This window comes from Bradyrhizobium sp., from assembly GCF_035570375.1.
Lineage (GTDB): Bacteria > Pseudomonadota > Alphaproteobacteria > Rhizobiales > Xanthobacteraceae > Bradyrhizobium.
In genome coordinates, this window is record NZ_DATMLW010000247.1 from 1 (window position 1) to 12,956 (window position 12,956).

Genomic DNA, 12,956 nt, shown 5'->3' on the forward strand with positions numbered 1-12,956 from the left:
TCGCTTCGCGGATGGGGAGGCTTTTGCACGGTTGGCGGTCGCGGTTGCCGAACGATACGGGTTTACGGCGCAGAAGGCAGGCGTACATTTCCTAATGCAAATGGCGGTCCTATGGACGCGTCCAATCGAAGACGCGCTCACCTGCCTCGAGGCCGCAATCCGATCTGTCGCCGAAACCGGCGAGATGGTTTACGCCTGCTTCAACCGTCAACATCGCCTCACCGATCTGATGGCGCGCGGCGATCTTCTTGACCAGGTGTGGCTCGAGTCGGCAAGCGCCCTGGATTTTGTCCGCAAATACAAATTCGGTCAGTTGGTCATCTTGAGCATCCAGGGTTTCGTCCAAAGCCTTCGCGGCGGTGCGGGGACCGGCGCGCCCCTCGACCAGGCGGCGCTCGAAGCGAGGGTGCTCCGGGGCGGCGTTCCCATTGTTGCCTGCTTTCACTGGATCCTGCAATTGCAGCGGCACTTCTTACTGGGCAGCGCGGAGACGGCCCTTGAATTTGCCGCCAAGGCCAAGCCGATTCTCTGGTCGGCCCGTCTCAATCTTCAGTCGATGGATTACTGCTTTTATCATTCTCTCGCCATAGCAGCCGTCTTTCAAACGTCCTCGCCGGAGAGACAGGCAGAGCTTCGCGAGGACTTCATTGCACACCTCGCATCGTTTCAGCGCTGGGCTGAGAGCTGCCCGGCGACGTTCGCGCATAAACACCTCTTGGTCTCAGCGGAATGGGCACGTCTCGAAGGACGAGAAGTGGAGGCCATGCGTTTGTACGAGCAGGCAATCCGCCTGGCCGCGGAGCGCGGCTTCCTTCAGGACCAGGCGCTCGCCAGCGAATTGGCAGCTCGGTTCTACCGCAATCGCGGCTTCGAAAGGCTGGCAGATTTCTATTTGGGCGAGGCCCGGGATTGCTATGCTCGCTGGGGAGCCTTGGCCAAGGTCGCACAGCTCGACCAGAGCCGCCACGTCGGGCAACAGCCACCGTTGTCGCCGAAACCGACAATCGAGGCGCCTGTCGAGCAGTTCGATCTCACCACGGTTATCAAGATGTCGCAGGCCGTGGCCGGCGAGATCGTGATCGAGAAGCTGATCGAGACGCTGATGGTGATTGCCGTCGAGCATGCCGGGGCGGACCGCGGTCTCCTGCTTCTTCCGCACGGCGGCCAATATCGGATCGAGGCGGAAGCGAGGAGCGGTCGCGACGGCGTCAGGGTCCGTCTTTTCGAAACGCCGGTGGCGCCTCTGGAATTTCCCGTGCGGATCCTCGAGCGGGTCGTCCGCACCCAGAGCCAGGTGATCCTTGATGACGCGCGCGGGCGGCACGCGTTCGTCGGAGATGACTACATAGGCCGTAAGCAGGCGCGATCGCTCCTTTGCCTGCCGTTGCTGAAACAGGCCGAGTTGACCGGCGTTCTCTATCTCGAAAACAGCCTGGCGTCACATGTGTTCACGCCGGCGCGGATCGCGGTACTGGAGCTGCTCGCGTCACAGGCGGCAATCGCGCTGGAGAACGCGCGGCTGTACCGTGATGTCGCCGAACGCGAGGCCAAAATCCGCCGGCTGGTCGACGCCAATATCATTGGCATTTTCATCTCAAACGGAAAGGAGAAAATCATCGAAGCCAACGACGCGTTCCTCAGGATGCTGGGATACGACCGGAAGGACCTCGCATTGGGGCGTATACGCTGGACTGATCTGACGGCGCCGGAGTGGCGCGACCGCAATTCACAGATGGTTGAAGAGGTAAAAGCGACGGGCATCGCGCAACCACACGAGAACGAGTATTTGCGAAAGGATGGCAGCCGCGTGCCTGTTCTGGTCGGCGCCGCGAGCTACGAAAAAACCGAGAACCAACGGGTCGCTTTCGTGCTCGATCTGACCGAACGCAGGCAGGCGGAAGAGGCGCTGCGCGAGCTGGAATCGGATTTCGCTCATATGAACCGCGTGAGCATGCTGGGAGAATTGGCTGCCTCTCTCTCTCACGAGATTGCACAACCGATCTCCAGCGCGCGGAATAATGCGCGCGCGGCACAGAATTTTCTGGGAATGGAGCCGTCGGACCTGGGCGAGGTCAGGGAAGCACTCGGCTCCGTCGTTGCCGATACCGATCGAGTCGGAGAAATCATCGACCGCATCCGCGAGCAAATCAAGAAGGCGCCGCCGCGAAAGGAGCGTTTCGACCTTAATTCGGCAATTGATGAGGTAATCACACTGGCGCGAAGCGTGACTAATCGGAATAACGTTCTGATCGAGACCCGGCTTGCCACTGGATTTTCTGTCGTTCACGGGGATCGCGTTCAATTGCAGCAAGTGCTGTTGAACCTGATCCTGAACGCGGTTGAAGCAATGGGCGCCGTTGAGACAGGGGCGCGAGAGCTATTGATCAGCACAGAACGCGAACAGAAAGGGGTCCTCGTGGCCGTGCGCGACTCCGGGCCGGGCATCGATCCCACGCATCTCGTACGAATGTTCGAGGCGTTCTACACTACCAAGTCCGGTGGAACAGGGATGGGGCTGTCGATATGCCGGTCCATCATCGATGCTCATGGGGGCAGGCTGTGGGCGGAGGCGAATCAGCCTCGCGGCGCCGTATTTTGGTTCACGTTGCCCGACGCCAGATGAGAGTTCAGAAGCAAATGAGAGTTCAGAAGTCCTCAGGTCGAATCGCCGGACGCGAGAGCCGCGTCAAGACACCTTGTGAGATCCCGTTCATCCACTGGTTTACTGAGGTAGCACGTGACCCCGTCGCTCAGGGCGCGGGCCCGGTCAACATCGTTCGGGAAAGCAGTCACGAGTATTGTCGGAATGGCGTGGCCGGTATCGATAAGGCGCCGAAAAAGTTCGATACCTGTCATCGCCGGCATGTGAACGTCGGCGATCAGGCAGGCCGTTTCACCCATGCGAGGAGATGCGAGAAAATCGGCCGCCGACGGAAAAACATCGACCATAAAGCCCATTGATCTCATGAGCCTTCGCATGGACTCGCGAAAAAATCGATCGTCTTCAACAACCGAAACCAATGGTTTTTTCATCATGCTGCCTGTGGCAATTCGCCTTTAACTCGCGTTGCGGGCATCAAACACGTCTAGAATAGCGTCATATCTGCGAAGAATGCTACTCGCGTAATGTCGGCGCCTTGTAAACTTTGGCTTAGCTCGGAGCGAATTGGGCAGCTCGGGCATCAAAGGAGGTCGCTGACCTATGTTATGCTGTGTAAACTTTAGTGTACGCACGTTTCATATCGAGAAGAATGGGGCTGTTCACGTCTACGGATTAGGACTAGAAATGCATGGTCAATCTAAACCTGCAACCGAGACAAAGGCTGATTTTTCGGGATGCTTTAATCCGAGCAGCAGCAATGTCTGATTCAAACTCCACCGTGTTGGTCATCGACGACGATCCGAATTTCCGCGCTTCGGTCGGGCGCCTGTTGCGATCGCTCGGCCTCAATGTTCAGTTATTTGCATCAATTGCCGAGTTCCTTGAGTCCGATCCGCCGGATTGTGCTACCTGTCTGGTGCTCGACATCAGATTGCCCGATCAAAGCGGCCTGGATCTTCAGCGTGAGCTGGCTGCGGCAAACAGGGAAATCCCGATCATTTTCGTCACCGGGCACGGCGACATACCGATGTCCGTACAGGCAATGAAGCGGGGCGCCATCGAGTTCCTGACCAAGCCGTTCCGCGATCAGGATCTCCTCGACGCTATTCAGCTGGGTCTGTCTCGCGATCGGGCACGGCGAAAAACTGAAACGGATTTGGCCGTCCTCAGGGAGCGCTTCGGGTCACTAAGCCCGAGGGAGCGGGAGATCGTGATTCAAGTCGCTCGTGGCCGCCTGAGCAAGCAGATTGCCTTCGATATCGGCATCGCCGAAGCGACGGTGAAGGTGCATCGCAGCCGGGCGATGCAGAAGATGAGGGCCGGTTCGCTTCCGGAACTCGGCCGAATGGCTGATAAGCTCAGGTTGGTATCCGACACGCCGCATCGCGTCTGAGCGGTCCCCTCTGCGCTACGTGCGCAGTCGCACTTACGCCTCCTCCCATTTCTCACCATCTGCGGCGCGACAGCTGTCAGTGGGCCTGTAAATTTAGGTTTAGACAACACACCCAAACTGATCGCTACGCGCCACCTGTGTGGAATAGCCCGCGGTACTCCAAAGCATAAGTTACGTCCAACCGCCGAGAATGAAACACGCGAGGTTAGGATGTTCGTCGACAGGGCTATTACAGAAGACTTTCAAACTACTTCACCAGCATCTCCTTCTGCAAGCGACCAGCAATTCCATGTTGTTGCCAGTAGTTTGGCCCGGTTGCTTGAGACTGCAACGCGGGAGCTCGAGCGTGATCGGGGCGTAGTAAAGGCTTCGCTGGTTACAGCGTGGCGTATCCTGCAGGCGGAGATCGAACGCTGTTCCGGGGCGAACGGCTCCTCAAGTGGCGGTCTGGCTGCCTGGCAGGTCGCGCGCGTGCGAGCTTACATCGACAGCAATCTGCACCGCACCATTCATATCCGCGACCTTAGTGCCATCGCGCGCCGAAGTCCGGCGCACTTCTCGCGGCAGTTCAAACTGGCTGTTGGTAAGTCGCCACATGCCTACGTGGTGAGAAGGCGCTTGGAGAAAGCCTGTCACCTGATGATAACCAGTACGACATCATTAAGTGAAATAGCTTTGAGTGTCGGCTTTTCTGACCAAGCACATCTATGCAGGCTTTTTAGGCGGGACTTCGGTCAGAGTCCTGCCAACTGGCGGCGAGAACTGGGAATCCCCGGCGAGGTCATCGCAGGAATTGGCGCGGACAAGTCATGAGCATTGCAAAGTGCTGAGTTTCGTCCTTTCGTACCGTCGACCCGAAGCCAACTTCTCAAATGCGGGGGTTGCGCGCGTCAGGTTTTTGTGGAGAGGCGGTCTCGAGCGCGGATCAGCCTGAAACCGCTGTCAAGGACTGGTTGGCAGAACCCGGGCCGGCACTTCTTCATGTACAGGTCAACCCAATGCAACTCGTCATGCCGCCATTCATGCAAGTAGAGCCGGCGATCGGAATGGCGCTTTACTCGGCTCGCGCCATTTTGCGGCCGCGGGGGAGATGTTTGGGAAATGGTAAAGGAAAATCTTTAGTTCAGGCGCGTCTTCCGCGACGGAGGCACGATGCGCGGTGGATCGCGATGGACCAGTGAGGAGAGACGACATGTCCGGTATTCATCACGTGACGGCAATCGCCGGAGATCCCAACAAGAACCTCGACTTTTACACGCGCGATCTTGGTCTGCGTTTCGTCAAGAAGACGGTGAACTTCGACGATCCGTCGACCTATCACTTCTATTACGGTAACGAGACCGGCAGTCCCGGTACAATCCTGACCTTCTTCCCTTGGGCAAAGGCGTCGGCAGGCCAGCGCGGGGTCGGTGAAACCCATCAAACTGCTTTCCGAGTGCCATTGCGCTCGCTCGGCTACTGGACCGAGCGCTTCATCGAGAAGGGAATTGCTTGTCAGGCGTTGGAAAAGCGCTTCGGCGAACAAGTTTTGCCCTTCACGGATCCGGACGGGATGGCGCTCGCGCTGGTTGGCGCTGCCAATGCAGCCGACGAGCCGGCTTGGAGCAACGGCGACATTCCCGTTCAACATGCGATTCGCGGCTTTCAGGGTATAACGCTGCTGCTCGACAGCGCAGAGAAGACTGCAGCGATTCTGAGCGACGTGTTCGACTTCCGCGAGGTCGCGCGTGAAGGATCGGCAATCCGTTTCGCTGCGGCAGGCGTCGCGAACGGCGGCATCGTTGATATTCACGAGGTCAAGGGATGCCCGCGCGGGCACCAGGGACGAGGTTCAGTGCATCACATCGCCTTCCGCGCTGCGGACGATGCGCAGCAGGCACAGATGACCGAGAAGCTGATCCGCGTGCACGGTAGGCATCCGACCGAACAGAAAGACCGTAGCTATTTCCGCTCGATCTACTTCCGCGAGCCCGGCGGTGTCCTGTTTGAGATCGCGACCGATATTCCAGGTTTCGCAGTCGACGAGCCCGTCGAGACCCTTGGTCGGGCGTTGAAGCTGCCGAAGTTCCTTGAGCCGCGGCGCCAGGAGATCGAGGGTATGCTGCCCGTTGTGGGAGAACTCGCCTGACGATGAACGAATTCATCTACCGCTTCGTGCCAGCGATTGGAACGGGAGGGGCACCATCCTTCGGAGGCCTTCTTTGGTGCGCGATTGGCTCTCGGCCCTCAACCTCAAGAGCCGTTTGTAGAGAAGGAAGCGTACCACCGGCCCACCCAGAGGATAAGGTGGCCGGGACAGAATCGGCTAGCCGTCTTCGGTCTCGACTGCTCCCTACAAATCGTCTGACGCCATCGTCGTCCAGTACAAATATTGGGATGGCCCGCGCGACATCCACGTCGCGTACCAAAGTGAGCGTTCGGTTATCCAGGATGAGCCACTGACCGTCCGCCCGAGCTGCGACGGCAGCATGATCTTCGTTTGGCAGACGGTTTTTCAAAATGACGATCTTCAAATCCTCTTTTGAAATACCCGCTTCCAGGAGCGCGACATATTTGAGAATCGCATAATCCTCGCAGTCCCCATGCCTGGATCGAAGTGTTTCCAACGGACCGCTCCAACGGTCCGGAACGCCCCATTGTGCCTCGTCGCTGACGGGAGTGATGGCGAAATTCACTGCTCTGTTGATCAGGCCGACACGAGCCCGTCCACTGCGGCTCGCGCCTTCGGAAGCCAGATCAATCAACTTCTGAGCCGGCACCGGGCAGGGGCCATTCGCGCGACATTGTTCGACGACTCCGAGGTCGTGGACGATCTCGGCCTTGAGGTGATGCCATTTCTCCAAAAGCGGTCCCCAGGCGACGGGCTCGGTATCCAGACCGAACAATCGAGCCAATTGCTCTTTTTCCGGGATTGGCTGATTGCGGGGCGTTGAAGACACGGTCGCGACGCCGCCACGAAGTGGGACGTGGTCGGCGACCAGAGAGATGGGTGCGGCGGAACAGGGAAGCGACCAGATCGGCTCGAGCAAGAGAGAGCAAGCCAGCAGAAAGCGGGTCGCCCTGAAAGCGCTGGCGCTACGTGCCGTCCATTGAGTTAGCAGGCTGGTAAACACTCGAACACGCCATTTAAGCGGAAGCGATTCAATGCGGGCCGTTATCGGCGAGGTCAACGGCAAGCTGTCCATGCGCAACCCTGCTTTGCATGTCCAAAATCCTCGGCGCTCGGGACGTGATGCCCGCGCTGCGTGGTGATGAACTCGAGGCACAACTTGGCACGCGTGGGCATTCGTCTCTTGGACAAACCTGCTTCGGACCGTCCTTGTGGCTAAAAAGAGGCGTCCCTTCAAAGGGAAGCAGCGTTATTCAAGACTGAGACCCCACGATCGGAGAGCCTGCGCGTGTGACTTCAAGGGAGCTCGACGACGGAGCAGGGGCACACTTTCATGGTCATTGAAAAAATCAACATACGAAGCGGCCCGTCTTGCCAAACGCCATCTGGGCTCGGATTGAACGCCATGCCGAGCATTTCTGCCGCGCTCACCACGCTCCTGGCGGACATGTTTGCCCTGTATGTAAAAACGAAGAACTTCCACTGGCACGTATCTGGGCCGCACTTTCGTGATTATCATCTCATGCTCGACGAGCAGGCCACGCAAATCCTCGCCACGACCGATCCGATTGCCGAGCGCGTACGCAAGCTCGGCGGAACGACATTGCGTTCAATCGCCAACATTGGCCGCCTGCAACGCGTTTTGGATAATGACGCCGACTGCGTCTCGCCTCTAGAAATGCTGAAGGAACTTCGCGGCGACAACGTTAAACTAACGGCTCACATGCGTGAGACTCATGCACTGTGCGACGAATTTGGCGATATCGCTACCGCAAGCTTGCTCGAATCCTGGATCGATGAGGCGGAGGGACGCGCCTGGTTTCTCTTCGAGAGCAGCGGACGGTCCTAGAAATTGAAGCCCTCGTCAAGTTGAACGAGTTGTCGGACGTTGATGCCGCCGCGGTCTGGTGTTGCTTGTCTATTCATGCGGGTGGGCGCCTGGTGCCTTGTTCTGCCGTCGATCCCGGGCGGGCTATCGCTCACCGTTCGAATGGCAGGGGCTCTCAAGGCTTGCAAATCTGAGGGTTCCAGTCGCGAAAAGGCGTTGGTGGTTCAATACCCCTGAACAACGCATAAGTCCGGAGTACCCGCGCCACCAAGTACCGAACGCCCGTTTTCAGCAGCACAGCATTAAAAAATTGCAGCAAACATGTTCAAGCGGCGAGTATAATCCCGGTGTCTATTGGGTGATCGAATTATCGCTGAACAGAAGAACACCCGACCCTCGGCAGTGGGGCAAAACGGCGTGCCCCTCATGGATGTGGTCTGATGTAATAGCTGCCAGTCGGCCACTTGGTTGTGAACAAGAGGAGTCATGGCGTGGATATGCCGACCTCTGGTACGGAAACACAAGATGCGTCCGAGCTCAAGAACGATGCACGGAAGAACAAGCGCGCTGAAACCCGTGCTCCATCCATCATCGTCGGCACCGTCGCAGCTGTCGTAGCCGCGCTTTCCGTCTTCTATCTCTTGCGGGGAGAACCGCTGCTCGTGCAGGGCGAGGCCGATGCGACACGACTGGATATCGCTGCGCGCGTCGACGGACGGGTCAAGGAAATTCCCGTTGAACGCGGACAGAACGTTCCTGCGGGGGCTGTACTCGTGAGGATCGATAACCCCGAAACTCTGGCCAAGCACGGGCAGATGAAGGCGGCGATGGCTGTTGCCGAGGCCCAACTTGCCAACGTGCTCATTGGGACCCGGGCCGAGACCATCGCCGCCAAGAAAGCGGAGCTGGAACGGGCGCAGGCGGCCCTCGTGCTGGCACAGAAGACCTTTGACCGAACGCACACTTTGACCGAACAGGGTAATGCGCCTCAAGCCCGTCTCGACCAGGTGACTGACACGCTGCACGAAAGCGAACGGGCGGTTGACCAAGCGAAGTCGGCCTACGACCAGGTGGTTAATGGCTATACCAAGGAGGAGAGGGACATTGCCAGGACGAATGTCGAAAAGGCCAATGCCGACATCCAGGCCGTTCAATCCACCGTCGATCAACTAGTGATCTATGCCCCAGTCGCCTCGCAGGTCTACCAGCGTAACGTGGAGCCGGGCGAGTATGTCTCACCGGGCGTGCCGCTCGTTACCTTGATCGATTTGGCGGACGTCTGGATACACTTCGATCTTCGCGAGGATCTCGTGAAGAACTTGAAAATCGGTGATCGATTTGACGTACGTATTCCGGCTCTCGATGACCGCCGCGTTCCGGTGGAGGTCAAGCTTATTGCAACCAAGGGCGAATATGCGAGCTGGCGCGCCACCCGTGCTTCGGGGGATTTCGATTTGCGGACGTTTTCGATCCGCGCCTATCCGGTCCAGCCGGTGCCTGAGCTGCGGCCGGGAATGAGTGCCTATCTCGACTGGCGGTCGCGGCAATGAGACTGGCGTCAAAGCCCGGATTTCTGCGCGTTGCCCGGCGCGAGTGCCATTGGCTGCTTCACGATCGCGTTGCGCTGCTCTTGATCTTCGGCGTACCGCTCTTCGCGTTCGTGGTTCTCACGACGGTCTTCAGCCGCCCGGTCATCCGGCATCTCGGGGTCACTGTCGTCGACGAGGACAGGTCGGATGCTTCGCGTGCGCTGACGGAATACATCGCGGCGTCTCCGAGCCTGAAAATCGTCGACCGCTCCGGCACGCTGTCCACGGCCGTGCAGGACATCCGGTCCGGCAAGGCGATCTCGGCAGTCTATATCCCGCCAAACTTCGAGCGCGACTTGAAGGCCGATCGCCGCCCGCAGGTCGTCGGATTCTACAATCAGCAGTTCCTGACGCCCTCCGGCATTGCATCCTCGGGCCTGAGCGATTCGCTTTCTGCCGCGGCGGCCGCGGCAGCCCCCGCCAAACGCGCCGCACCCACCGCAGCCTCGATCGGAACGCTGACCGGTGAGACGATCGCGTTGGTCAATCCGCAAAAGAATTATGCCCAATTCCTGTTGCGCGCGCTGCTGCCGACGATCATCCATGTGGTGATGACGCTTGCCGCAGGCTATTCCGTCGGCTCCGAATTCCGCCGGCGCAATGCGCGAGAGTGGCTCGAAAGCGCCGGAGGCGATCCGGTTGTCGCCCTCGTCGGTAAGCTCACCCCGCTGTTCGGCATCTTTTTCCTGATCATGCTGGCTGAGCCGTTCTTCCTGGAGGGCGTGCTGCAGATCTCCTTCCGGGGAGACGTGCCAATGATGGTGGCGGCGGGCTCGCTCCTGATCGTTGCCTACCTGTCGCTCGGCGCCTTGCTCCAGCTCGTCGCCGGCGACCTGGCGACGGGGCTCGGACTTGCCGGCCTGATTGCCTCTCCCGCATTCGGCTATGCAGGGGTCGGCTTTCCCACGATCGGCATGAACGCGTTTGCGCATGTCTGGAGCGCGATGCTGCCGCTGCGCTGGTACATGGCCGTCTTGCTGGGACAGGCGGCACGCGGATTGCCGGTCGCGGACTCCGCGATTCCCTTTGCCGCGCTCGCAGGCCTTGCGCTGCTCTATGCCGGTCTGGCATTGCTGCGCATGGCGAGCCTCAAGCGCAAGGGCTGGTTTGAAGTGGCGCGACCTTCCGACCCGCCCGACGTCACACAGACACCGCGAGGGATCGGCGGCGCGTTTGCCGCGGAGTGGCGGCGCGTGCTGGGAACGCGGAGCGCCTTCACGCTGCTGTTCCTGGCGCCCCTGATTTATGGCATTTACTATCCGCAGCCCTATCTCAACCAGATCTTGCGCAAGCTGCCGATCGCGGTCGTCGACAATGATTTGAGCGATCTCAGCCGACAGATCGTCGAGACACTGGATGCGAGCGGCGCGTTGAGCGTCGCAGTCCGGACGCGCACGCTTGTCGAGGCGCGCAGCGCAATCGATCGCGGGACAGCGTTTGCCGCCGTAGAAATTCCACCGGATGCCGAACGCGACATGCTCAAGGGCCTCACCGTTCACATTCCGATCTATGCGGATGCCACCTACCTGTTCATGTTCAGGTCGACCGCGAGCGGGGTTGCCACCGCCATCGGCACCCTGACGTCCGAGCTCGTGTCGCGAGGCGCGCGCTCCGATGGCAGCCTTGTCAAGGCGAAATTGGCAAACTCGAGCCCGGCCGATGTACTGCTGCAGCCGATCTTCAATCCTGTGGGTGGCTATGCGAGCTATGTCGTGCCGGCAGCTTTTGTGCTGATCCTGCAGCAAACCCTTCTGATCGGGGCGGCGATGCTGACCGGCACTGCGCTGGCGAAAGGCGGGGGCGCGTTCGCTAGCGTGTTCGGCCGCGGCATCGCCCATCTCAGCATCTACCTTCCGGCGGTTGCGCTTTATCTCATCGTGCTGCCGCGCATCTACGGCTTCTCGACGCTCGGCCATCTTCCGGAGCTTTTCGCGATCGCGACCGTCTTTTTGCTGGCGACAAGCTTCATGGGGCAAGCCGTCGGGGCCTGGTTCACCCGGCCGGAGAACGCGACCATCCTCCTTCTGGCAACCAGCCTGCCTCAGTTCTTCATGGCCGGTTTCGCGTGGCCGCGTGAAGCAATCCCCGAGGCGGCCCTCGCGTTCGGCCGGATTTTCCCGGCCGACTCCGCGATCGATGGTCTCGTGCGCATCAACCAGCTCGGTGCCGGCATCTGGGAGGTCGCCCACGATTGGCTCGGGCTGTGGTGCCTGGCCCTGATCTATTTCGCGCTTGCAGTGATCTCGATAGTTGTGACGAGAGGAAGGCGAGGACATGCAGAGAGTTAAGCCTGCAGCTACTGTCGCGGTCGCCATCCTGCTTGCGGCGGCCATTCTGATCTATTCCATCCATCGTCCGGATCCGAAGGTCACACTCATTGGAGTGGTTCGGACGACAGAAGTCAGGGTGGAACCGGAGGTGAATGGCCAACTCGTCTCAATCGCGGTGCAGAAAGGTGGGAAAGTACACGTGGGCGATGTCCTGGCGAAGCTCTCCGCGTTGGAGTTGACGGCACAGGCGGACCAGGCGCGCGCCGCCCTCGCGTCGGCAATCGCGGACCGCAACAATGTCTACGCCGGTGTCCGTCGCGAACAGGTGGCCTCGCTGAAATATGAAATTGCCAAAGCAAGCGCCCGCCTCGAGTACGTGCAGGCTCAGCTCACAAGAACCAGCACGCTGGCACGCGACAGCTTTGAGTCCCAGCAGTCATTGGATCAAGCCGTGAACGCTGCCGCAAGCGCACGTGCTGATGTGGCTGAGGCACAGGCTAACTATGATGCGGCCGTGGCGGGTCCGACCCGCGAGGAACGCTCGATTGCGGACTCGCAAGTGCGGGCTGCGGCGGCCGCAGTAGATGTGCTCGAACGTCGCCTCGACAAGATGATCTTGCGCGCCCCGGTGGATGGCGTGGTCGCTGTCGTGGCTGCAGAGCTGGGCGAGAATGTTCGCGCCGGCCAACCTATTCTGATGATTGAGGAGGCAGGCCCGCGGTGGTTTTCATTCAATGTGCGCGAGGATCATCTCGGTGGTCTTTCGGTCGGGGCAACCGTCAATGTGAGGCGGAACGGCGCCGATGCTGCGATCAGAGCCGTTATTACCGAACTGCGGCCGCTCGGGGCGTTCGCCACCTGGCAGGCCGAGCGGGTCATAGGCGATCATGACCGCAATACGTTGCGGATGCGCCTTGATCCATTGGGAGATTCGACAGGACTCGAAGCGGGCATGACTGTCTGGATCGAGCCAACCGACAATGTCCGTTGAAATTGCTCGATCTCGTCCCGATTGATTGGTTGGGATCAACGGGCGCAAGGTAATCCGATCTCATAACCTGTTCGACTGCGCCAACGCCCCGTTATGGGGCGTGTGCGGCGTAATGTGTACAGCGCGGTTGGAAAACCGGCGCCAGGTGCGGCTTGACCGCGAAGAGACGAGGG

The 12,956-nt window shown here is 59.6% G+C and carries 10 protein-coding genes; 8 read left to right on the forward strand and 2 right to left on the reverse strand.

Going from position 1 to position 12,956, the window contains the following annotated elements:
- Positions 1-2,623 (forward strand): ATP-binding protein (locus VNX23_RS26965; RefSeq protein ID WP_325634616.1); only part of this gene is annotated, 2,623 nt, incomplete at its 5' end.
- A gap of 32 nt (positions 2,624-2,655) precedes the next feature.
- Here VNX23_RS26965 and VNX23_RS26970 read toward each other — a convergent pair.
- Positions 2,656-3,036, reverse strand: coding sequence for a response regulator transcription factor (locus VNX23_RS26970; protein WP_325634617.1), 381 nt, complete (start codon positions 3,034-3,036; stop codon positions 2,656-2,658).
- Positions 3,037-3,359: 323 nt separating this feature from the next.
- Between VNX23_RS26970 and VNX23_RS26975 the strand changes: the two genes are divergently transcribed.
- From VNX23_RS26975 to VNX23_RS26985, 3 genes are all read left to right on the forward strand, one after another.
- The gene (locus tag VNX23_RS26975) at positions 3,360-3,995 is read left to right on the forward strand and encodes a response regulator transcription factor (RefSeq protein WP_325634633.1); all 636 of its coding nucleotides are present in this window, start codon (positions 3,360-3,362) and stop codon (positions 3,993-3,995) included.
- Between the two features lie 210 nt (positions 3,996-4,205).
- The gene (locus tag VNX23_RS26980) at positions 4,206-4,808 is read left to right on the forward strand and encodes an AraC family transcriptional regulator (protein ID WP_325634618.1); all 603 of its coding nucleotides are present in this window, start codon (positions 4,206-4,208) and stop codon (positions 4,806-4,808) included.
- 379 nt (positions 4,809-5,187) lie between these two features.
- Complete coding sequence (locus tag VNX23_RS26985; protein WP_325634619.1) at positions 5,188-6,123, forward strand: ring-cleaving dioxygenase; 936 nt, start codon at positions 5,188-5,190, stop codon at positions 6,121-6,123.
- A 16-nt stretch (positions 6,124-6,139) separates the two neighbouring features.
- Here the strand turns inward: VNX23_RS26985 and VNX23_RS26990 are convergent, their stop codons facing one another.
- Positions 6,140-7,180, reverse strand: coding sequence for a transglutaminase-like cysteine peptidase (locus tag VNX23_RS26990; protein ID WP_325634620.1), 1,041 nt, complete (start codon positions 7,178-7,180; stop codon positions 6,140-6,142).
- Between the two features lie 258 nt (positions 7,181-7,438).
- Here VNX23_RS26990 and VNX23_RS26995 point away from each other — a divergent pair, with 258 nt between their 5' ends.
- The 4 genes from VNX23_RS26995 (at position 7,439) to VNX23_RS27010 (ending at position 12,783) form a co-directional block, all read left to right on the forward strand.
- Complete coding sequence (locus VNX23_RS26995; RefSeq protein ID WP_325634621.1) at positions 7,439-7,954, forward strand: DNA starvation/stationary phase protection protein; 516 nt, start codon at positions 7,439-7,441, stop codon at positions 7,952-7,954.
- A gap of 476 nt (positions 7,955-8,430) precedes the next feature.
- On the forward strand, positions 8,431-9,483 hold the full coding sequence (locus VNX23_RS27000; RefSeq protein ID WP_325634634.1) for an HlyD family secretion protein: 1,053 nt from the start codon (positions 8,431-8,433) through the stop codon (positions 9,481-9,483).
- A complete protein-coding gene (locus VNX23_RS27005) occupies positions 9,480-11,810 on the forward strand; it encodes an ABC transporter permease (RefSeq protein ID WP_325634622.1) in 2,331 nt (776 codons plus the stop codon). Before VNX23_RS27000 ends, VNX23_RS27005 begins: the two co-directional genes overlap by 4 nt.
- On the forward strand, positions 11,797-12,783 hold the full coding sequence (locus VNX23_RS27010) for an HlyD family secretion protein (RefSeq protein ID WP_325634623.1): 987 nt from the start codon (positions 11,797-11,799) through the stop codon (positions 12,781-12,783). The genes VNX23_RS27005 and VNX23_RS27010 overlap by 14 nt, the downstream gene beginning before the upstream one ends.
- The last annotated feature ends 173 nt before the right edge of the window (positions 12,784-12,956 follow it).

What these genes read in the sequence shown, in the direction of transcription:
- VNX23_RS26970 (WP_325634617.1), bottom strand. Translation starts at nt 3,036, where the DNA reads ATGATGAAAAAACCATTGGTTTCGGTTGTTGAAGACGATCGATTTTTT.
- VNX23_RS26975 (WP_325634633.1), top strand. Translation starts at nt 3,360, where the DNA reads ATGTCTGATTCAAACTCCACCGTGTTGGTCATCGACGACGATCCGAAT.
- VNX23_RS26980 (WP_325634618.1), top strand. Translation starts at nt 4,206, where the DNA reads ATGTTCGTCGACAGGGCTATTACAGAAGACTTTCAAACTACTTCACCA.
- VNX23_RS26985 (WP_325634619.1), top strand. Translation starts at nt 5,188, where the DNA reads ATGTCCGGTATTCATCACGTGACGGCAATCGCCGGAGATCCCAACAAG.
- VNX23_RS26990 (WP_325634620.1), bottom strand. Translation starts at nt 7,180, where the DNA reads ATGGACAGCTTGCCGTTGACCTCGCCGATAACGGCCCGCATTGAATCG.
- VNX23_RS26995 (WP_325634621.1), top strand. Translation starts at nt 7,439, where the DNA reads ATGGTCATTGAAAAAATCAACATACGAAGCGGCCCGTCTTGCCAAACG.
- VNX23_RS27000 (WP_325634634.1), top strand. Translation starts at nt 8,431, where the DNA reads ATGCCGACCTCTGGTACGGAAACACAAGATGCGTCCGAGCTCAAGAAC.
- VNX23_RS27005 (WP_325634622.1), top strand. Translation starts at nt 9,480, where the DNA reads ATGAGACTGGCGTCAAAGCCCGGATTTCTGCGCGTTGCCCGGCGCGAG.
- VNX23_RS27010 (WP_325634623.1), top strand. Translation starts at nt 11,797, where the DNA reads ATGCAGAGAGTTAAGCCTGCAGCTACTGTCGCGGTCGCCATCCTGCTT.